17 protein-coding genes are annotated in these 19,964 nt (G+C 74.0%); 9 read left to right on the forward strand and 8 right to left on the reverse strand.

Annotated elements, in window-relative coordinates; translation table 11 throughout:
* Nucleotides 1-18 precede the first annotated feature (18 nt).
* A complete protein-coding gene (locus tag KMZ30_RS05300) occupies nt 19-1,422 on the forward strand; it encodes a PAS domain-containing sensor histidine kinase (RefSeq protein ID WP_215512317.1) in 1,404 nt (467 codons plus the stop codon).
* A 1,307-nt stretch (nt 1,423-2,729) separates the two neighbouring features.
* Here the strand turns inward: KMZ30_RS05300 and KMZ30_RS05305 are convergent.
* Together KMZ30_RS05305 and KMZ30_RS05310 are read right to left on the reverse strand one after the other, a co-directional pair.
* Nucleotides 2,730-4,223 carry an FGGY-family carbohydrate kinase gene (locus tag KMZ30_RS05305; RefSeq protein ID WP_308279648.1) on the reverse strand — a complete coding sequence of 498 codons (1,494 nt, stop codon included), beginning with the start codon at nt 4,221-4,223 and terminating at the stop codon, nt 2,730-2,732.
* 1 nt (nt 4,224) lies between these two features.
* Nucleotides 4,225-5,259, reverse strand: coding sequence for a LacI family DNA-binding transcriptional regulator (locus KMZ30_RS05310; protein WP_215512318.1), 1,035 nt, complete (start codon nt 5,257-5,259; stop codon nt 4,225-4,227).
* A gap of 108 nt (nt 5,260-5,367) precedes the next feature.
* Here KMZ30_RS05310 and KMZ30_RS05315 point away from each other — a divergent pair, with 108 nt between their 5' ends.
* From KMZ30_RS05315 to KMZ30_RS05330, 4 genes are all read left to right on the forward strand, one after another.
* On the forward strand, nt 5,368-6,462 hold the full coding sequence (locus KMZ30_RS05315) for an ABC transporter substrate-binding protein (protein WP_215512319.1): 1,095 nt from the start codon (nt 5,368-5,370) through the stop codon (nt 6,460-6,462).
* A gap of 65 nt (nt 6,463-6,527) precedes the next feature.
* Nucleotides 6,528-7,367, forward strand: coding sequence for an ATP-binding cassette domain-containing protein (locus tag KMZ30_RS05320; RefSeq protein WP_215512320.1), 840 nt, complete (start codon nt 6,528-6,530; stop codon nt 7,365-7,367).
* Nucleotides 7,364-8,596, forward strand: coding sequence for a sugar ABC transporter permease (locus KMZ30_RS05325; RefSeq protein WP_215512321.1), 1,233 nt, complete (start codon nt 7,364-7,366; stop codon nt 8,594-8,596). Before KMZ30_RS05320 ends, KMZ30_RS05325 begins: the two co-directional genes overlap by 4 nt.
* Nucleotides 8,593-9,639 carry an NAD(P)-dependent alcohol dehydrogenase gene (locus tag KMZ30_RS05330; RefSeq protein WP_226902035.1) on the forward strand — a complete coding sequence of 349 codons (1,047 nt, stop codon included), beginning with the start codon at nt 8,593-8,595 and terminating at the stop codon, nt 9,637-9,639. Before KMZ30_RS05325 ends, KMZ30_RS05330 begins: the two co-directional genes overlap by 4 nt.
* A 68-nt stretch (nt 9,640-9,707) precedes the next feature.
* Here KMZ30_RS05330 and KMZ30_RS05335 read toward each other — a convergent pair whose 3' ends face one another.
* From KMZ30_RS05335 to KMZ30_RS05345, 3 genes are read right to left on the reverse strand one after another with little or no spacing between them, the layout of a single operon-like run.
* Nucleotides 9,708-10,025 (reverse strand): AtuA-related protein, encoded by a 318-nt coding sequence (locus KMZ30_RS05335; RefSeq protein ID WP_215512322.1) that lies wholly within the window; start codon nt 10,023-10,025, stop codon nt 9,708-9,710.
* On the reverse strand, nt 10,022-11,362 hold the full coding sequence (locus KMZ30_RS05340; protein WP_308279650.1) for an acyclic terpene utilization AtuA family protein: 1,341 nt from the start codon (nt 11,360-11,362) through the stop codon (nt 10,022-10,024). Before KMZ30_RS05340 ends, KMZ30_RS05335 begins: the two co-directional genes overlap by 4 nt.
* Nucleotides 11,353-12,801: a CitMHS family transporter gene (locus KMZ30_RS05345; RefSeq protein WP_215512323.1), complete on the reverse strand. Its 1,449-nt coding sequence runs from the start codon at nt 12,799-12,801 to the stop codon at nt 11,353-11,355. Before KMZ30_RS05345 ends, KMZ30_RS05340 begins: the two co-directional genes overlap by 10 nt.
* Before the next feature lie 84 nt (nt 12,802-12,885).
* On the opposite strand from KMZ30_RS05345, the gene KMZ30_RS05350 reads away from it, so the two are divergent.
* Nucleotides 12,886-13,944 (forward strand): LysR family transcriptional regulator, encoded by a 1,059-nt coding sequence (locus KMZ30_RS05350; protein WP_215519885.1) that lies wholly within the window; start codon nt 12,886-12,888, stop codon nt 13,942-13,944.
* On the opposite strand, the gene KMZ30_RS05355 is transcribed toward KMZ30_RS05350, so the two are convergent.
* Both KMZ30_RS05355 and KMZ30_RS05360 read right to left on the reverse strand, forming a co-directional pair.
* Nucleotides 13,874-14,470: a biotin transporter BioY gene (locus KMZ30_RS05355; protein WP_215512325.1), complete on the reverse strand. Its 597-nt coding sequence runs from the start codon at nt 14,468-14,470 to the stop codon at nt 13,874-13,876. The genes KMZ30_RS05350 and KMZ30_RS05355 overlap by 71 nt on opposite strands.
* A gap of 237 nt (nt 14,471-14,707) precedes the next feature.
* Nucleotides 14,708-14,908, reverse strand: coding sequence for a DUF4177 domain-containing protein (locus KMZ30_RS05360; protein ID WP_207024302.1), 201 nt, complete (start codon nt 14,906-14,908; stop codon nt 14,708-14,710).
* Nucleotides 14,909-15,058: 150 nt separating this feature from the next.
* Here KMZ30_RS05360 and KMZ30_RS05365 point away from each other — a divergent pair, with 150 nt between their 5' ends.
* The 3 genes from KMZ30_RS05365 (at nt 15,059) to KMZ30_RS05375 (ending at nt 19,211) form a co-directional block, all read left to right on the forward strand.
* Complete coding sequence (locus KMZ30_RS05365; RefSeq protein ID WP_215512326.1) at nt 15,059-17,479, forward strand: zinc dependent phospholipase C family protein; 2,421 nt, start codon at nt 15,059-15,061, stop codon at nt 17,477-17,479.
* 1 nt (nt 17,480) lies between these two features.
* Nucleotides 17,481-18,818 carry a hypothetical protein gene (locus KMZ30_RS05370; protein WP_215512327.1) on the forward strand — a complete coding sequence of 446 codons (1,338 nt, stop codon included), beginning with the start codon at nt 17,481-17,483 and terminating at the stop codon, nt 18,816-18,818.
* A gap of 102 nt (nt 18,819-18,920) precedes the next feature.
* Nucleotides 18,921-19,211, forward strand: coding sequence for a hypothetical protein (locus KMZ30_RS05375; protein WP_030528589.1), 291 nt, complete (start codon nt 18,921-18,923; stop codon nt 19,209-19,211).
* A 41-nt stretch (nt 19,212-19,252) separates the two neighbouring features.
* Here the strand turns inward: KMZ30_RS05375 and KMZ30_RS05380 are convergent, their stop codons facing one another.
* Entirely contained in the window at nt 19,253-19,960 is a 708-nt protein-coding gene (locus KMZ30_RS05380; RefSeq protein WP_215512328.1) for an ABC transporter permease, read from the reverse strand.
* Nucleotides 19,961-19,964 lie beyond the last annotated feature (4 nt).

Below are 19,964 nucleotides of genomic sequence, written 5' to 3' on the forward strand. Positions count from 1 at the left end.
CCTCCGAGGGGAGGGACGGTGCTGACGGGGCCGGAGCAGCGGCAGAGAACGGACGACGAGGCGTCGCGCACGCTCGAGCGCATCAGCGGAGGTGTCTTCGCGGTGGCGCCGGACGGGACGCTGCTCTACGTCAACGGCTCGCTCCTCACGATGCTCGGCGAGGAGCCGTCGGCGGTCATCGGGAAGAACGTCTACGAGCTCTACCCGGAAGCCCGCGACGCCGACTTCCTCCACTACCTCGAGCGGGCGCTCGCGTCCGGGGAGGTCGAGGAGTTCGAGGCGTTCGCACCGCGCCTCGGCCGGTGGCTGCGTCGCCGGCTGTACCCCACCCCCGACGGCGTGACCGTCATCGTCGACGAGGGGCGCCCGGGCGACAGCGAGGACGTACCCGACCCGCTGCGCGAGGCGCTCGGTCGGGCCCGCGGCGCCGAGCAGCGCTACCGCGACCTCCTGGACTCGATGGCCGACGGGTGGAAGGAGACCACCCCGGCCGGCGACATCCTCGCCGTCAACGAGGCGCTCGCGGCGATGCTCGGCTACGACAGCGCGGAGGACCTCCTCACCCGAGTCGGGAGCGCCAACGAGCTGTACGTCGATCCCGAGGACCGGGTGCGGGGGCTGCGGAGCGAGTCGGGGGGCAAGCCGCGGATGATCGAGGCGCAGATGCGCCGCCGTGACGGGGGGACGGTGTGGGTCCGCTCGACCCTCACCCCCCGGTACGGACCGGACGGCGAGGTCGCGAGCTACCGCGGCTTCGTCGAGGACATCACCGAGCACCGCGACGCCGAGCGCCGACGGCGCGAGGCCGAGGAACGGATCGAGTCCCGTGAGCGGACGCTGCTCGCCGAGGCGGTGCACGACGAGCCGCTGCAGCTCGTCGTCGCCGCCATCCTGCGGCTGGACGGCCTCCAGGCGCAGCTGCCGCCCGAGCTCGCGGAGCCCGTCGAGCACGTCGCCTCCCTGCTCGAGCAGACCATCGAGCGGCTGCGCAACCTCGTCGTCGCGCTCAGCCCGCCGGACCTGCGCGACGGCCTCGTCGCATCCGTCCGGGGCCTGACCGACGGGCTCTTCATGGGCACGGCCACCGAGGTGGAGGTCGAGGGTCCCGTCCTCCTGCCGCTCGAGCCCGAGATCGAGACCGGCGCCTTCCGGGTCCTGCGCGAGGCGCTCGTCAACGTCCGCAAGCACGCCCGGGCCGACCGGGTGCTCGTCCGCCTCACCGAGTCGGGTGACACCGTGGTGCTCGAGGTCGTCGACGACGGGGTCGGCGGAGCCAAGGCCAGCACCGAGCCCGGGCACCTCGGCATGACCTCGATGTTCGCCCGCGCCGAGAGCCTGGGCGGCAGCCTCACGGTCGACAGCCCGGTCGGGGGCGGGACCCGGGTCTCGCTCGTCGTGCCCCTCGGCGACCGCGCCTCGTAGTACGACTGCATCATCGAGGACTGGACGTCCGCCCGTGTCGGCCCCCCGGGGGCGCTCGTCATACTTGAGTCAGACCTCGGGGCCACGGCCTCCTTCCCCTGCAGGGGGCAGGGCTCCGGGACACGTGCACCAGGGCGTCCGGCCCCCTTTCCCTTGCATCGGGGCCGGCCTCCCGACCCGCACACCGCGAGAGCCCGGCCTCCCTCCCCCTGCACGGAGGCCGGGCTCTCCGCTGTTTGCGGCCGTCCGCGGTTGGAGATGTGCCTGGGGCGCTGGGGTCTGGCGCCGATGCATCAGGCAGGTCCGGCCGTCCGACCCTGTCGACCCCCGGGGGTCGCTCGCCATACTTGAGTCAGACCTCGGGGCCACGGCCTCCTTCCCCTGCAGGGGGCAGGGCCCCGGGACACGTGCACCAGGGCGTCCGGCCCCCTTCCCCCTGCATCGGGGCCGGCCTCCCGACCCGCACACCGCGAGAGCCCGGCCTCCTTCCCCTGCACGGAGGCCGGGCTCTTCGCTGTCCGCCCCGTCCGTGGCCCTGGGCCTGGCGCCGATGCATCAGGCAGGTCAGGCCGTCCGCCCCTGTCGAACAAGGCTGCACCGCAAGATGATTGTGGACATGCCTCGGGGCTCCGGCCCCACCTCCTCCCCCGTTCCGGGGTCGGGGCCCCCGGGGCGGGCCGCGGGTGGTGCCACGAGTCGACCCTCCGCGACGAGGGCACGAGGTGGTGACGCCGGCCGCCCGGCCGGGGGTGACGAGCCAAACCCTCCGGCCGGAGCACCGGTCGGGCTGCAGCGGAGGCGTCACCACCTCCCACCCCTCACCTGCGGCCCCCGGGGCCCGGCCTGCGGGTCGGGCCCCGGCCGCGCGGGAGCATCACCCCGGACCGCCGGCCGGGTCGAGGTGAAACCCGACCCTCGGACGGTCCCCTTTCACCTCGAACCACGCCTGAACCAGCGGGTCGAGGTGATATCCGACCCTCAGACGGTCCCCTTTCACCTCGAACCGCCGTCCACGCAGCCAGTCGAGGTATCCGGCCTCTCTCCCCAGGTAGCCGGATACCTCGACCAGTTCAGGCGGTGGGCACCGGCTCGCCTCGATCCTTCCCTCGCACCCCCTGTCGGTCGCCCCAGCACCCGGACCAACCGGGATGAGCGGCCACCCACGACCGCTCGTCCCGGTTGCGTCAGATGCGGGGGCGAACGACAGCGGCGCCGCCGACCGCTCGTCCCGGTTGCGTCAGATGCGGGGGCGAACGACAGCGGCCGGACGGCCCCTGCCGACCGGCTGGGCCACCTCGTGACCGAGGTCAGGAGTCGGGGCCCGCTTGGAGGTCGGCCAGCAGGTGCTGGTGCTCGCGCGTCGCCGGGTGCAGCGACATGTACGCGGCGTAGAGCTCGTCGTAGAGCTCCCGGTGCGTGGCGTCCGGCTCGACGACGCGGTCGAGGCTCGCCCAGTCGGCGTCCGGCGCCACGAGGCCGGCGCCCTGCGCGGCCATCAGCGCGTCGCCGTAGGCCGCCCCGATGGTCTGCCGGGGCAGGTGCTGCGGGCGGCCGGTCACGTCGCTGACGACCTGCGTCCACAGGCCGCCCTGCGTCCCGCCGCCGACGGCCACGAGGCGCTCGACCGGGTTCTCGGGGGAGTCGAGCAGCTCGAGGATCTGCCGGATGCCGAAGGCGATGCCCTCGTACGCCGCGCGGAACAGGTGGCCGCGGCGGTGGCGCAGCGTGAGCCCGACGAGGACGCCGCGGGCGCGGGTGTCGAAGATCGGGGTTCGCTCGCCCGCGAGGTAGGGCAGGAGCAGGAGCCCGTCGCTGCCCGGCGGGACGGCACTCGCTTCGCGCACGAGGTCCTCGAAGGGCGGTCCCCCGACGAGGTCGCGCACCCAGGTCGTCAGGCTGCCGGAGGTCGACATCCCCGCCGCGAGCGAGAAGCCCGCGGGCGTGACGCCGCGGGTGTTCCACAGCTGCGGGTGCGGGGCGGGGGAGCGCAGCTCCTGGACGAAGAACATCGTCGAGCCGTACATCAACATGAGGTCGCCGGGTGCCCGGACGCCGGCGCCGTAGGCCTCGGCCCACGCGTCGACCGTGCCCGCGCAGACGGGCGTGCCGAGGGGGAGCCCGGTCTCGGCGGCCGCGGCGGCGGTGACGGCGCCGACGACCTCGCCGGACCACGCGAGGGCGGGCGCGGACAGGCCCGCCATCACCTCGTCGTACCAGTCGTGGGCCCAGTCGGCGGCGTGCAGGTCATAGAGCGGCACCGACTGGCTGGCCGTGTGGTGGTCGAGGACGTACTCGCCGCTCAGCCGGAACGCGGCGTACGAGCCGGCGCTGAACCAGCGCTCGGCCCGCGCCCACGCCTCGGGCTCGTGCCGCTGCACCCAGAGCGCCTTGGGGCCGACGGCCTGCGTCGTCAGCGGTGTGCCGCACCGCCGGAGGACCGCGTCCGCGCCGAGCCGCTCGTCGAGCTCGGCGATCTCGGCGGTCGCGCGGCCGTCGATGCCGTAGAGGATCGCGGGCCGGACCGGCGTGCCGTCGGCGGTCGTCAGGAGCAGGCACGGGCCGAGCCCGCTGACGCAGACCGCGGAGACCGGCCGCGCGGGGTCGACGAGCTCGCGGCAGATGGCGACGACGTCGGCCCACCAGACCGCCTCGGCGTCCATCTCGGCGCGGTCCGGCCGCGGCATGACCATCGTGCCCTCGTGGGCGCGCACGGCGGTGGCGACGACTGTGCCGTCGGGGGTGGCGAGCACGCCCTTGGTGCTGCCCGTGCCGATGTCGATGCCCAGGACCAGCTCGTCCACGTCAGGTGCTCCCGTCGGTCGTGGTCGGCGCGGCCGGCCCGCTCGAGCCCCGCACGACGAGCGTGGGGGCGAAGAGGCGGTGCGGCTCGTGGGGGGTCTCGCCGCGGACGACCGCGAGGAGGAGGGTGAAGGCCGCGACACCCATCGCGTGGTGCGGGCGGGCGACCGTGGTCAGCGGCACGGCGAGCTGCGCGGCGAGCGGGATGTCGTCGTAGCCGACGACGGAGACGTCCTCGGGGACGCGGATGCCGTGCCGCTGAAGCTCTTGGAGGATGCCGACCGCGACGACGTCGACGGCGCACGCGACGGCGCCGGGGCGCTGCCCGGCGGGCATCGCCGCGATGGCCGCCCCGACCTCGCGGCCGCCCTCGACCGAGAGCGCGCACGGGAGGTCGACGAGGGTCGCGCCGGCGTCGGCGACGACAGCGCTGACACCGTCGTGCCGGTCACGGACCGGGATGGCGAGCGCGGGGTCGCCGGCGAAGGCGACCGCCCGGTGGCCGAGCCCGAGGAGGTGCTCGGCGGCGAGCCGGCCACCGAGGGTGTCGTCGACCCCGACGCTGACGGCCCCCTCGCGCGGGTCCATCCGGTCGAGGACGACGAGGGGGACTCCGCCGGCCCGCACGCGGTGCAGCTCGGCCGAGAGCGGGTCGTGCGGGACGACGATGGCGCCGGCGACCCGGTGCTCGGAGAAGACCGTGAGAGAGGCCTTCTCGCGATCCAGGCTGCGGGCGCTGTTGGCCATGAGGAGTGTCATCCCGGCCTCCGCGGCGGCGTCCTCGACGCCCCGGGCCATCTCGGCGAAGGCGGGGTTCCAGGCGTCGAGAAGCAGGAGTCCGACGGTGCTGGAGTAGCCGGCGCGCAGCTGGCGGGCGGACTCGTCGCGGACGAAGCCGAGCCGCTCGATGGCCCGCTGCACCGCCTCGCGCCGGGGCTCGCTGACCCGCTCGGGGTGGTTGAGGACGTGCGAGACCGTGCCGACCGACACCCCGGCCGCGCGGGCCACGTCCTTGAGACCCACTCGTCGCGTCGTCACCCTCGACAGCTCCTGACCGTGATCCTTGACACGTTTCAGAAACGGACCCTACCATCATCGACACCTGCTTGAAACGATTCAAGCAGCCTCAGCGAAGAGGAGAACGCAATGGCGCGTGGTCGGATCATCCGAGGCGTGGTGCTGGCCGGGGCCGGCCTGTCGACCCTGCTCGTGGCGGCCTGTGGGTCTGGTGACAGCGGGGCGGGGTCGTCGTCCGGGAGCGGCGGTGGGGGCGGGGCGAAGGTCGCCTTCCTCATGCCCGACACCGGCTCCACCCGGTACGAGCTGCACGACCGTCCCGGGTTCGAGAAGCGGCTCAAGGAGCTCTGCCCCTCGTGCCAGCCGCTGTACAACAACGCCGACGGCAGCGCGGACAAGCAGCAGCAGCAGTTCAACTCGGCCCTGGCCCAGGGCGCCAAGGTGATCGTGCTCGACCCCGTCGACTCGGCGGCCGCGGCCTCGCTCGTCAACGCCGCGCACTCCAAGGGCGTCAAGGTCATCGCCTACGACCGCCCGATCCCGGACATCAAGGTCGACTTCTACGTCTCGTTCGACAACGAGAAGATCGGCAACGCGATCGCGACCTCCCTCCTCGAGAAGATCAAGCAGGACCCGGTCCCCTCCGGCTCGGGCCTGCTCGTCGTCAACGGATCCCCGACCGACGCGGCCGCCGGCCTCATCAAGAAGGGCGTGCACTCGGCCGTCGACAGCAGCGGCATCCCGATCCTCGCCGAGTACGACACCATCGAGTGGAAGCCCGAGAACGCGCAGAAGTTCGTCAGCGGCCAGATCTCGCGCTTCGGCGACAAGATCATCGGCGTCGTCGCGGCCAACGACGGCACCGCGGGCGGCTCGATCGCCGCGTTCAAGGCGGCCGGGGTCAACCCCAACCCGCCGGTCAGCGGCAACGACGCGACCGTCGCGGGCCTGCAGCTCATCATCGCGGGCGACCAGTACAACACCATCAGCAAGCCGAGCGAGATCGTCGGCGGCGCCGCCGCCGAGGTGGCCGTCAAGCTGCTGAACGACGAGTCGCCCGAGACGACCGGGGACCTCTTCGGCTCCCCGTCCAAGCTCTACGACCCGACGCTCGTCACGGCCGAGAACCTCAAGGCCGAGATCGTCGACAAGCAGATCACCCCGGCCTCGGAGCTGTGCACCTCCGAGTACGCCGCCGCCTGCCAGAAGCTCGGCATCTCCTGAGCCCGGACCGCCGCCGGGGCGCACCCCGCCCCGGCGGCCGCCCGGCCGACCATCGGAGGACCTCGATGACCACGACCACCACCGCACCGCCGCTGCTCAGCCTGCGCGGCGTCACCAAGACCTTCGGCGCGGTCAACGCGCTGACCGACATCGACCTCGACGTCGCGCGCGGCGAGGTCGTCGCGCTCGTCGGCGACAACGGCGCCGGCAAGTCCACCCTCGTCAAGGTGCTCTCCGGCGTGCACGCGCCCGACGCCGGGACGATCTCGTTCGACGGCCGACCCGTCACCGTCGCCGACCCCTCCGCCGCGATCGCCCTCGGCATCGCGACGGTCTTCCAGGACCTCGCCCTCTGCGAGAACCTCGACGTCGTCGGCAACCTCTTCCTCGGGCAGGAGCGCGGTCGGATGCGCCTCGACGAGGTATCGATGGAGGTCCGTTCCTGGGAGCTGCTCCAGCAGCTGTCGGCGAAGATCCCGACCGTCCGCATCCCCATCGCGTCGCTCTCGGGCGGCCAGCGCCAGACCGTCGCCATCGCGCGCTCGCTGCTCGGCGACCCGCAGGTCATCATCCTCGACGAGCCGACCGCGGCCCTCGGGGTCGCGCAGACCGCCGAGGTCCTCGACCTCATCGAGCGGCTCCGGCAGAGAGGGCTCGGCGTCATCATGATCAGCCACAACATGGAGGACGTCCGCGCCGTCGCCGACCGCGTCGTCGTCCTGCGGCTCGGCCGCAACAACGGCAGCTTCGACGCGCGGTCGGTCTCGTCCGAGACGATCATCGCCGCCATCACCGGGGCCACCGACAACGTCGTCACGCGGCGTCGCGAGCGGGTCGGCGGCGGGTCCGCCGGAGCGTCCGCGGCGGCCGTCGACGCCCCCGCCGACGAGGAGGCCACCCGATGAGCACCGTTCAGCTCGACCGCGCCGACGAGCGCATCACCCACGACGCGACGACGGCCGGGCGCGCGCGAGCCGCCCTGCGCAACATCCGGTCCGGCGACCTCGGGGCACTGCCCGTCGTCATCGGGCTCGTCATCATCGCGGTCATCTTCCAGAGCCTGAACTCGGTCTTCCTCTCGAGCGGCAACCTCGTCAACCTCATGCTCGACTCGGCCGCGGTCGGGGTCATCTCGCTCGGCATCGTCTGCGTGCTGCTCGTCGGCGAGATCGACCTGTCCGTCGGCTCGGTCAGCGGCTTCACGGCCGCGATCGTGGCCGTCCTCTTCGTCCGCCACGACTGGAACTGGGTGCTCGCGGTCGTCGTCGCGCTCGGCATCGCGGCCCTCATCGGGCTGGCGTACGGCCTGGCGCTCACCCGGTTCGGGATGCCCAGCTTCGTCGCCTCGCTCGCCGGGCTGCTCGCGTTCCTCGGCCTCCAGCTGGCGATCCTGGGCGACCAGGGCTCGGTCAACCTGCCCTTCGACTCCTTCCTCGTCACCTTCGCGCAGGTCGCGTTCGTGCCGCCGTGGCTCGCGTACGTGCTCGCCGCCCTCGGCCCCGTCGCCGTCCTCGCCAGCGGCTACGAGACGATGGTCCGCCGCCGGCGCGCCAACCTCTCGGCAACCTCGGTGCAGGTCCTCGTGGTGCGGGCGGTGGCCCTGCTCGTCGCACTCGAGTTCGTCGTCTGGTACCTCAACCGCGAGCGGGGCGTGGGCTGGATGGTCGTCTTCTTCGTCGCGCTCGTGCTCCTGCTCAACTACGCGATCACGCGCACCGGCTGGGGCCGGTCGCTGCTCGCCGTCGGCGGCAACGTCGAGGCCGCGCGGCGCTCGGGCATCCCCGTCCGGCGGGTCTACCTCAGCGCGTTCGCGGTCTGCTCCTTCCTCGCCGCGCTCGGGGGCATCCTCGCCGCGGGCCGGCTCGCCTCGGCGAACCTCAGCAGCGGCACCGGCGACGTCAACCTCAACGCCATCGCGGCGGCGGTCATCGGTGGCACGAGCCTCTTCGGCGGCCGCGGCAGCGCGTGGTCGGCGCTGCTCGGTACGGTCGTCATCGCGGCCATCGCCAACGGCCTGACCCTGCTCAACCTCGACTCGTCCTACCGGTTCGTCATCACCGGCCTCGTCCTGGCCGTCGCGGTGGCGATCGACTCCCTCGCCCGGCGCTCCCGCGCCTCGCACGGCCGCGCATGAGCACCGCCGTGACCCCCGACGTCCCGTCCCAGGAGGACACCATGATGATCCGCGCGGCCGTGATGACCGAGCTCGGCCGGATCGAGGTGCAGGAGCGGCCCCAGCAGGAGCCCGGCCCGCACGAGGCGCTCGTCCGGCTGCGGGCTGTCGGGGTCTGCGGCTCGGACACCGCCTACTTCACGGTCGGCCGGATCGGCGACTGGGTCGTCGACGGCCCGATCGTCCTCGGCCACGAGGCTGCCGGCCAGGTACTCGCCGTGGGGGAGGAAGTGACCGGCGTCGACGTCGGCGACCGCGTCGCCATCGAGCCGGGCACCCCCTGCCGCCAGTGCGGCGAATGCATGGCCGGGCGCTACCACCTCTGCCCGGACCTCGTCTTCCTCGCGACGCCGCCGTACGACGGGGCGCTCATGGAGACGATGGTCATCGACGCCCGCAACCTCCACCGCATCCCCGCGTCGATGTCCTACGAGGAGGGGGCGCTCGTCGAGCCGCTCTCGGTCGGCATCTGGGGGTGCAAGCGGGCCGGGCTCGAGCCCGGGGACGACGTACTCGTCACCGGTGCCGGTCCGGTCGGGCTGTTGGCGGGAGCCGTCGCGCTCGCCTTCGGGGCGCGGTCGGTGGCTGTGACCGACCCGAGCGAGTTCCGGCAGGGCATGGCGCGCGACCTCGGCCTCGTGGTCGACGACGGCACCGGCGGGCAGGACTTCGACGTCCTGCTCGAGTGCTCCGGCGCGAAGGGTGTTCTCGCGCAAGGGCTCCGGCGACTGCGCCCGGCCGGGCGGGCCGCGATGATCGGGATGCCCAAGGAGGAGCTCGTCGGGCTGCCGCTCTCGCAGCTCAACGTCAACGAGCTCTCGCTCAGCCTCGTCAACCGCTACAACCACACGTGGCCGCTGGCCATCGCCCTGGTCGCCTCGGGCCGGGTCAAGGTGGACTCCCTGGTGACGCACCACTTCTCGCTCGCCGAGACCGCCGACGCCCTGACGCTCGGCAGCCGCGTCACCGACTCGGTCAAGGCGGTCATCCACCCGGACCGCTGACCCACGGACGGCGGCGGCGTCCTGCCGGTGAGGGGAGGGCGCCGTCGTCGTGCCGGCGGGCGCGTCCGTCAGCCGTCGCTGTCGGGCAGGTGCAGGTCGAGCAGGTGGTAGCCGAGCGTCTTGCCGTGACCGTCGAGCACCGTCGAGCCGGTCACGCCGCCCCCCAGCACCCCCGGCAGGACGAACACGAGGGCCGGCAGGTTCGGCATCACGGTGCGGCGTACGGCGCCGGCCTCGGTCATCCCGAAGTGCTCGCCCACGAGGACCGTCGTGAGGTCGCCCACGAGGCGCTCGTGGGCGTCCGCGTCGCGGGGCACCACCGCGAGGATGAGGGTGTCGCCCTTGTCGCCGGCGCGGACGTCGGCCAGGTCGTCGACGGTGGTCACTGCGTCACCTCCACGCGCGTCCGCACCCGGTCGCGGGGGACGAGGCACGAGCGGATGGTCACCATGGGCTTCGCCTCGCGCCGCGCCCCACCCCCGCCGGCCGGACCGTTGGTGTACAGCGACTCGACCTCCCGGCCGACCGCGTGCGCGGACCGGGCGTCGGGCACGTGGCCGGAGACCCGGAGCCGCACCTCGGAGCCGGCGTGCGGCGCGGACAGGCCGCGGAAGGCGGCGCCGGCCCCCACGAGCTCGACCGTGAGGTCGTCCTCCACGAGGTCGTGGACGGCGGTGAGCCGCTCGAGCACGACGTCGGCCGCGAGGCGGGCCCGCTCGAGCGCGCGGGGGCCCGCGTAGGAGATCTGCCCCTCGCCGAGCCACCCGTCGCGGAAGCCGAGCGTCACCTTGAGGTCGCCCGGGCGGGCGCGGCCGCCGGCACCGGTCAGGGTGACGGCGTCGGCGCCGACCTCGGCGAACGAGACCCCCGAGAAGTCGGCGACGACGTCCGGGGTGACGTAGGCGGTGGGGTCGCCCACCTCGTAGAGCAGCTGCTCGGTGCACGTCCGCCGGTCGAGGCGGCCGCCGCTCCCCGCGGGCTTGCCGAAGCGGGCGTCACCGTCGGCCGTGACGTCGGCGAACGGGAACCCGAGCCGCGCGAGCCCCGGCACCGGCTTGGTCACGGGGTCGGCGAAGTACCCCCCGGTCAGCTGGCCGGCGCACTCGAGCAGGTGGCCGACCGCGGTCCCGGCGCCCAGTCGCTCCCAGTCATCGGCGGCCCAGCCGAAGTGGTGCACGAGCGGGCCGACGTAGAGGGACGGGTCGGCCAGCCGCCCGGTGACGACGACGTCGGCTCCCGTCCCCAGCGCCTCCACCACCCCTTCGTGACCGAGGTAGGCGTTGGCCGAGATGAGCTCGGCACCCGTGCGCGACAGGGGTTCTCCGGTCTCCCAGAGCACCGGGTCGAGCTCGCGGACGAGCTCGAGCACGTCGTCGCCCAGCACGGCGGCCACCCGTGGGCGCAGGCCGAGGCGGTGCGCCGTGCGGGCCGCGACCTCGGCCGCCGCCGGTGCGTTGGCGGCACCCGAGTTGGTGATGATCGTCGTGCCGGCCGCCGCTGCGGGAGCCAGCGTGGCCTCCAGCCGCTCCTCCCACAGGGGGTCGTGGCCGGTCGAGGGGTCCTCGAGCCGTCGGGCCTGGGCCGCCGCCACCGTGCGCTCGCCGAGGCACTCGAACACGATGACGTCGAGGTCGGCCTGCCGCACCAGCTCGACCGCGGGGTCGATCCGGTCGCCCGCGAAGCCGGCGCCGGCGCCGAGGCGCAGGGTGGGGGTCAGGCCCACAGGGGCACCGCCCCGGTGACGACGGCGACGGCGAGCATGACGAGGCTGACGAGCCAGGCCCACTTGAGGAGGTGGCGGATGTGGCTGCCGATCTGCACCCCGCCGAGGCCGACGAGGAGGAAGAAGGAGCCGGTGAGCGGGCTGATCGGGAAGCCGGTGGTCTCCTCGCCGAGGAGCGAGGCCCGGGCGATCGCCTCGCCCGAGACGCCGAACTGCTCGCCGACGCCGATGAGGACCGGCATCACGCCGAAGTAGTAGGCGTCCGGGCCGAAGAGCAGGCTCAGCGGGACCCCGAGCACGCCGACGAGGAGGGGGAGCCCCGGCGCGAGACCGCCGGGGATCAGCGAGGCCGCGCTCGTGGCCATGGCGTCGATCATGCCCGTGCCCTCGAGGATGCCGAGGAAGACACCGGCGGCCAGCAGCGTCGTCGCCATGAGCATCGCGCCCGTGGCGTGCGCCTCGATCCGCTCGGTCTGCCGGCGCAGGCCGGGGTAGTTGACGACCAGCGCGATGACGACACCGGCCAGGAAGCAGACCTCGGGCGGTGCGATGCCGCTCACGAGGGCCGCGACGACGAGCACCGTCAGCCCGACGTCAAGCCAGAACAGGCGCGGACGGCGCAGGTCCTCCTCGGTGTCGACGTCGCCGTCGGGTGCCTCGTGCGTGGGTCGGCCGGAGCGCTCGCGGTCACCGGCCGGGGCGCCCGCGTCCCGACCGGTCGGGCCCGTGGGGCCGTCCGCGGTGCGCGCGCCGACGGCGAGCGGGGTCCGCTGCTCGGTGGCGACGGTCTCGGTGTCGACCTCGGCCGTCGTGACGTCCTCCGTGGCGAGCCGGCGCGCCTCGCGGCGGCCGAGCCACCACGCGATGACGACGACGGCGACCATGCCGGTCAGCTGCGCCGGGATGAGGGGAACCCAGAGCTCGTTGGCGTCGACCTTGACGGTCGTCGCGGCGCGCGCCGTCGGGCCACCCCACGGCAGGAGGTTCATGACCCCGGCACCGAGGCCGACGCAGGTGGTCAGCACGAGCCGGCTCATGCCGAGGCGGTCGAAGAGGGGCAGCATCGCGGGGATGGTGATGAGGAACGTCGTCGCGCCGGCGCCGTCGAGGTGGGCGGCCATCGCGAGCACGGCGGTGCCGACGCACACGGTGACCGGGGCGCTGCCGGCGAAGCGGACGATGCGGGCGATGATCGGGTCGAACATGCCGGCGTCGCGCATCAGGCCGAAGTAGACGATGGCGAAGACGAACATCGTCGTCGTCCCGACGACGCCGCCGAGGCCGTCCTTGACGAAGCCGCCGATCTCGTCGGGGCCGAAGCCCGCGGCGAGGGCGGCGGCGAGGGGGACCCCGGCGAGGGCGACGACCGCTGCGACCCGGTTGGTCAGCAGGAGGGCGAGGATGACCGCGACGGTGAGGTATCCGAGCAGGGAAAGCATCTGAGGCCTTTCTCGAGTGCTGCCCGAGGCTCTCAACCCTCGACGTTGCCCGTCCAGCACCAATGCGGCATACATTGATGCGCTGTGGGCATCAACATCGGGATCCGGCACCTGCGGGCCGTCATCGCCGTCGCCGACCACGGGACGTACACGGCGGCGGCGCAGGCCCTCGGGGTGGCGCAGTCGTCGCTCTCGCGCGCCGTCATCGAGGCCGAGCGGCGGGTCGGGGTCCGGCTGTTCGAGCGGACGACCCGGCGCGTCGAGCCGACGGTCGACGGGCGCGAGCTCGTCGAGGTGGCGCGGCGCCTCGTGGCGGAGTTCGACGCCACCCTCGCCCACGTCGAGGGCTACGTCGCCGGCACGCGCGGGGCAGTGAGCGTCGCTGCGCTGCCGTCGATCGCGGCGACCCTGCTGCCCCCCGTCCTCGCCGCCTTCCGACGGCCGCGGCCGGACGTGTCGGTCGTCGTCCGGGACGGGCTCTCGGGCGAGGTGCTGTCGATGCTGGTCCACGGCGAGGTCGACCTCGGGCTCACGGTCGCGCCTGAGCTCCCGCCGGAGCTCGTCGCGCGGACGGTCGCCGAGGACGGGTTCGCCGTGGCCGTCCCGGAGGGGCACGAGCTGGCGGAGGCGGCGGAGGTGCCGTGGTCGGCGCTCGACGGGCGGCCGCTCGTCGCGTTCGACCGGACCTCGTCCATCCGCGGCCACACCGACGCGGCCTACGCCCGGGTCGGGATCCGCCCGGGGCCGCTCACCGAGGCCCGCAACGTGGGCGCGGTCGCCGGCCTCGCCGGGGGAGGGCTCGGGGTGGCCGTCGTTCCCGGGCTGGTCCTGCCGCTCGTCGCCTTCGCCGGGCTCGTGTGGCGGCCGCTGGTCGAGCCGGTCGTCCGCCGGGAGGTCCGACTCGTCCGGCACCGGGACCGTCCGTTGTCGCGCACCGCGCGAGAGCTGATGGCGGCGCTGGCCCGGGCCTCGACGGGCGAGGTCGTGCTCCCCCCGCTCGTGTCCTGGTCCGACCCCGACGGCGCCTTCCCGGTGAGGGGAGGGCGCCGTCGCCGTGCTGTGGTGGCGGTGGTCAGTCGCGCTCGAGCGCGCCGACGAGGCGCCACGCGGCGGGGAGGGCGCCGGCGGCGAGCAGGGCCTTGAGCGCGTCGCCGAGGAGGAAGGGCACGACCCCGACGGCGACCGCGGTCGCGAGCGACATGCCGGTCGAGAGCGAGAGCCACGAGACGCCGAAGGCATAGATGGTCAGCGAGGACGCGACGGCCGCGAGCAGCTGGCGCGGCACCGAGCGGTCGTGGCCGCGACGGGCCGCGAGCCCGGCGACGGCGGCCGCGGCGAGGAAGCCGACGAGGTAGCCGCCGGTGGCACCGACCACGACGTGCGCCCCGTGCGAGCCGTCGGTGAAGACCGGCAGGCCGACGACCCCGAGGACGAGGTAGAGCGCCATGCTCGCGACCGCGCGGCCGGGGCCGAGCGCCGCGCCGACGAGGAGGACGGCGAAGGTCTGCCCGGTCACCGGCACGGGGGAGCCCGGCACGGGGACCGCCACCTGGGCGGCCAGCGCGGTGAGCAGCGCCCCGAGTCCGACGGTGACACCGGTGCGGGTCAGCGCGCGGGGCAGGACGGCCTCGGCGAGGGTCGGGCGGAACGGGGCGGCGAGGGCGGTCATCGGGTCTCCGTGTCTCGAGGGGCGGGCTGCCCCCCATCCTGCCGACCTCCGTGCGCGGCGGCGCAGCGGGGTGACCAGTGAGACACCCGGGCCCGTCGGCACTGCCGCGGCGTTCGAGGTGAAAAAAGACCCTCTCGTGGTCGGGTTTCACCTCGACCCGGCAGCATCCACCGCGTTCGAGGTGAAAGGCGACCCTCTCGTGGTCGGGTTTCACCTCGACCCGGCAGGAGGCAGCGGTCAGACCGGACGCTCGAAGGTGACGAGCAGGCCCTCGACCCCGCCGGGGCCCATCCGGCCCTTGACGTCGGCGCTCGTGATGGCCTTGAGCTGCCAGCCCTGACCCGCGTGCTCGTTGAGGACCTTCTCGAGGCGGTCGCCGGACATCTTGCCGCCGATCATCTTCTCGCGGAGCTCGACGACCTTGTACTGGTACGGCACGGTGCATCCCTTCGTCGCGGACGGACGCCTCCGACCGTAGTGGGGCGGGCACCTCTCCGCCCAGACCCTGGGTCGGCCCCGACGTATCACCGGGGGCGGTCCGCCCCTCCTCCCGCCGACGGCATCCGTCGTCGGTGGGAAGGAGCGGACATGCCCGGTTGGTACGTACACCTCGAGGCGGCGCACGACACCGCCCGGCTGCTGCGGGACGGCACCGTCCCACCCGGGTTCGCCGTCAGCGAGCCGGAGACGAGGGTCATCGGAGAGCACTGCCACACCTGGCGCAACTACCTCGCGCTCGGTGCCCTCGGCCCCGACCTCTTCTACCTGCTGCCCGACTTCAAGGACACGACGGGACAGGTCATCCGGCAGGTCGTGCAGTGGGCGCTCGACGTGTGGGAGGTCGTCGACGCGGAGTTCGTCGCGAAGTGGGAGAAGTGGATCGACCCGATCTCGACGAACAACGCGCAGCTCGCGTCGCAGCTGACCGGCGGGCTGTCGACGCAGCTGGCCCAGGTGCTCGACGAGCTGACGTCGGCGATCATGTCCGCCTTCAAGGGGCTGCTCGCCGAGATGGGCGACTGGTTCGGCGTGCTCACCTCCGGTGTGCCGCAGGGCTACGGCGACGACGCCTTCTACTGGTCGGACATGCTCCACTACCGGCGGACCTACCAGTTCCCGTTCGTCCTCTTCTCCCAGGCGCAGGTGGCGCTCGCGGCGGCGACCACCGACGACGAGCGCAAGGACGCGCAGGCGCGCATCGCCTTCGCCGTCGGCTGGATGTCCCACTGCGCCACCGACGTCACCGGCCACCCCTTCACGAACGCGAAGTCCGGCGGGCCCTACCGCGACCACTGGCAGCGCCACCACCTCGTCGAGAACCACATGGACTCCGAGAACTACGACGCCCGCCACCCCGGCCCGCTCTACGGCGAGTACGGCACGTCGGCGCTGCACTTCCGGGTCGCCTTCCGGCACCGCGACGACGCCCCCTACGACGGCCGCGACGACGCCCCCGCCTACGACCACTGGGCCGGGCTGCCCGCGTACGACGACGGCGACGGACCCACGGCCACCGCCGCCCGGCGCACCTTCTTCGACCTCGACAGCGGCCCGCTGCCGGGCCACCTCGTCGAGGGCCTCCTCGACGCGATGCACGAGGTCTACGGCGGCGACGGCCCGCACATCCTCCTGCAGGACCCGCCCTTCTCGGCGACCGACCCCGGCACCGGGCAGCCCGACGGGCGGCCCAACGAGGCCGCGATGAACCAGATGTGGGAGATCGTCTACCGCTACCTCAAGATGACCGGCAGCGACGCGATCAGCCTGCGCCTGCCCCCGCCCCCGTCGGTCTTCACCGACCACTCGTTCCCCACGCCGCCCGGCGGCGGGGGCGCCGGCATCGACGACGACCCGAGCCGTGGCGCCGACGTGGACGACGACGACTCGTTCAGCCTGCTCGACCTCCTGCTCGCCCTCTTCGCCTGGGCGGTGTACCTCGCGCAGGTGGTGCTCTGGCTGGCCACGATCCTGCCGAGCCTCATCGTCGACGTCACGACGTTCCCGGCGCGCGAGGTCGTCTACTGGGCGGTCATCGTCCCGGCCTGGAACCTCTACCTCCTCGCCCGGCGCGCCCTCGTGATGTCCGGCTTCGCGATGCCCAAGCCCGCCGAGGTCAACACCGGCCTGACGACGCTCGGGCGGCAGGGGACGTACGACATCGCCTCCGCCCTCGACGCGCCGTTCGGCCTGCCGACCGCGCCGCCGCCGGTCACCGAGCCGTCCGGCCGACTGACCTCGCACTCGGCGCACGCGCTCGACCACGCCTACCCGCGCGGCATCGTGCGCGACCTCCCGTCCGCGATCGGCCGGCCCGACCTCGCGAGCGCGCTCGGGCTGACCTCGCCGCTGCGGTACGCGGCGGACGCCCCCGGCGACGAGCTCAAGCCCTCGGAGTGGGTGGCACCGTGGCGCTATCCACTCCGCAACCAGGCGGGCGCCGGTGTGGCGCAGGAGGGTCCGGCCACGCACGTCGGTCCCTACGTCGTCGGATCCGACTCGACCGTCCTGCTCTCCGGCCTCACCGGGGACGACGGCGCCCGGGCGGACCTCGAGGCGGCGTCGAGCCCGGAGGAGACGGCCGCCGTGCTCGACGTCCGGCTCCCGCAGGACGAGAACCTCGGCGGACCGGTCGACTACGGCCTCTACCTCGTCGGCCGGATGGCCGCCGAGAGCGGCAAACCGGAGCTCTCGGTGCCGGACTTCAACCTCGACTCCGACCGCGGCTACGCCTGGCACTGCTGGGACTGGAACCGCTCGACGGTGCCCTGCGTGCCCGACATCACGCCGGTCGGCACGGAGGACTACGGCTACCGGATGCCGTGCACGTCGCCGCAGCTGTTCCACGCCGACCACGACTGCCCGACGCACCCGGGCCGCTGGTACGTCGAGACGCACGACCTCGACGTGCACTACCTCCCCGGCGCCGGGCCCCGGCGCTGCGGGAAGCCGTCCGAGCACGAGCCCGTGACCGACCTCGAGTGGCAGCGCCACCTCCGCGAGGAGCGATGAGATGACCACCACCCCCACCGGCCCGCGACGCGACGGCCGGGACGACGAGCAGCACCCGGTCCTCACCGAGAAGGAGGACGCCGCCCAGCGGGGCGCCGACCCCGCCGGCTCGGTCGGCGCCACGACGCGGCCGAGCGGCGACCTCGCCGACGGCTGGACCCCCTCGGACCACCTCGCCCGCGAGGCCGGCGAGCTCGCGGCCGAGATCGGGAGGGAGCACCGGCCCCGGCGCGAGGACGTCTACCCGTACCTCCTCGTGCGGGCGGCGAGCCCCGGCGACCGCGGGGCGCGGCCGGTCTGGCCTCCCGTCCCGTGCTGGCAGTCGCCGGACATCCTCCTCATGGACGCGGCCGCCACCGGCCCCTTCGACCCGACGCAGCTCGTCGGCAGCCCGACCGCCGGGCGCCGCTACCGGGTGTTCGTCCGGGTCTGGAACCTCGGGCTGCTGCCGGCGGTCGGGGTCCACGTGCGCGCCTGGTTCGTCGACCCCGGCTTCTTCGGAGGCGCGACCGGGCCGGCCTACACGCCGCAGCTCATCGGCGGTGCGATGGTCAACCTCGACGACCGCACCCGCCCCGGCGCCGTCGCGGTCGTCGAGCTGGACCGCACCTGGGACATCCCCGAGACGCTGACCGGCCACGAGTGCCTCCTCGCGTCCGTGTCGTGCCCCCTCGACCCGTGGTCGGGTGTGCTGGACGCCAACGCCGACCGGCACGTCGGGCAGCGCAACCTGACGATCCTCGCCGGCAGCGACGACGCCAAGCAGCTGTTGTGGACGCTGGGCTCGCGCGTCACCGGCACGCTCGAGCTGGTGCACGGCGGGGCCACGGTGGGGCCGCTGGTGCGCGGCGTGCTCGGGGACACGGAGACCGAGCTCGGGGTGCCCGAGCGGCTGCTTCCGCCGTCCCCGAGGGCGCTGCGCCACGGAGTCGCCACGCCGACCGGGCAGCACCTGGCGACGATGCTGCGCACCCGCGACGGCTGGCTGGTCGCCGACAGCGAGCGGGTCGTCGCGCTGGCGACCGAGCTCGGGCTCGTCGGCCGCGACGGCGGGAAGCCGCGCCGGGGCCGCCGCGACCCCGTCGCGCCGGACGTCGCGGGACTCGCGCAGAAGCTCGCGCCGGAGCACGCCGAGCGCCTCGGGGTGCTCGTCGACGGCGAGCCCGGCGACGCCCTGCTCGAGGGGCTGGTGCGCCTCTGGGACGTCGGCGACCTCACGGCAGGCGGACTGGCGGGGGCGCTCGCCGAGGGCGGCCCGGCCGCGCACCTGCTTCAGCTGGCGCACACCGACCCCGAGCGGCAGGAGGCCGGCGGCTACTCCCTCGTCCTCCTCGGCTGAGAAACAGCCTTCGACGGCCGGGGGATCGGTGCGGCGCAGCGCGGTTGGGGCGCCGGGTGCGGACGTAGGTTCGGGGGGTTGCCGACCGAGAGGAACCACCCGATGGATGCCGATGCCGACCGCCTGGCCGAACGGCGTGAGCACGACCTCGCCGTGCAGGAGGTCGTCGACCGGCTCGCGGAGGAGGGGCCCCACGAGGACCCCACCCTCGTCGCCGACCGGCTCGTCGAGCGCCTGACCGCCGTCGGCGTCGTCGGGATGCCCGGCCCCTGGGTCGACTCGGTCGTCACCGAGCTGATGGCCGGCAACCCCTACGTGGTCTCGCCTTTCACAGAGGAGCACGAGGACGTCCCCGAGCCCACGACGCCGGCCCGCTCCGAGGTCATCGAGTAGTAGGGCGGCCCCCGGACGACGTGCCGGCCTGAGCCGGAGCGCTACTCGTCGCCGCGCAGGGTGAACGAGCGCAGGCGGTCGCCGGCGAACCACACGGACCCGACGCTGACGACGACGGCCGCGACGACGGCGTACCCGAGCCCGGTGCCGCCCGCGTCGACGAGGTCGTCGACCGCGTGCCCGACCTCCCGGCCCCACGCGCCGACCGACAGCCACTTGACGCCGCTGAGCACCGAGCCGATGACGCCCTCCCAGAAGAGCGTGTAGAGCAGCCCGACGACGACGGCGTAGCGGGTCAGCGCGGCGAGGCCGAGGAAGAGCGCCGTGTACACCGTGCCCGCCACCACCCCGGCCGCGCCGAGGGCGAGGGCGCGCCCCGGGTGGGCGGTGTCGAGGACGAGGGCGGCGACGGCGAGCGGGAGGGCGCCCAGGGCCGTCGTCGTCAGCCAGGCGGCGGCGAACTTGCTCCGGGCGATGGTGTGCCGGCTCACCGGCTTGGCGAGCAGGTAGACGATGGAGCCGTCGTCGACCTCCGGGCCGAGCACGGCGGTGGCGGCCAGCAGCGCGACGAGCGGCAGCGCGAGCGTGTACCCGAGGCCGACGGTCGCCTCGACCCCGACGGCGTCGGAGGTGAGCAGGCGGACGACGACCGCGAGCCCGACGAGCGCCAGCGGCAGCAGGAGCAGCACGACGCCGCGCCGGCGACCGACGACGGCCTGCGCGGAGAGGGCGAAGAGCGTGCGGTTCACCGGG

The sequence above is a fragment of the Phycicoccus mangrovi genome, from assembly GCF_018729305.1.
In the GTDB taxonomy this organism is placed as follows: Bacteria; Actinomycetota; Actinomycetes; order Actinomycetales; family Dermatophilaceae; genus Phycicoccus; species Phycicoccus jejuensis.

Excerpts from the sequence above, each read along its gene's own strand:
- KMZ30_RS05315 (WP_215512319.1), top strand. The coding sequence starts at position 5,368 with ATGGCGCGTGGTCGGATCATCCGAGGCGTGGTGCTGGCCGGGGCCGGC.
- KMZ30_RS05320 (WP_215512320.1), top strand. The coding sequence starts at position 6,528 with ATGACCACGACCACCACCGCACCGCCGCTGCTCAGCCTGCGCGGCGTC.
- KMZ30_RS05325 (WP_215512321.1), top strand. The coding sequence starts at position 7,364 with ATGAGCACCGTTCAGCTCGACCGCGCCGACGAGCGCATCACCCACGAC.
- KMZ30_RS05330 (WP_226902035.1), top strand. The coding sequence starts at position 8,593 with ATGAGCACCGCCGTGACCCCCGACGTCCCGTCCCAGGAGGACACCATG.
- KMZ30_RS05345 (WP_215512323.1), bottom strand. The coding sequence starts at position 12,801 with ATGCTTTCCCTGCTCGGATACCTCACCGTCGCGGTCATCCTCGCCCTC.
- KMZ30_RS05355 (WP_215512325.1), bottom strand. The coding sequence starts at position 14,470 with ATGACCGCCCTCGCCGCCCCGTTCCGCCCGACCCTCGCCGAGGCCGTC.
- KMZ30_RS05365 (WP_215512326.1), top strand. The coding sequence starts at position 15,059 with ATGCCCGGTTGGTACGTACACCTCGAGGCGGCGCACGACACCGCCCGG.
- KMZ30_RS05370 (WP_215512327.1), top strand. The coding sequence starts at position 17,481 with ATGACCACCACCCCCACCGGCCCGCGACGCGACGGCCGGGACGACGAG.
- KMZ30_RS05375 (WP_030528589.1), top strand. The coding sequence starts at position 18,921 with ATGGATGCCGATGCCGACCGCCTGGCCGAACGGCGTGAGCACGACCTC.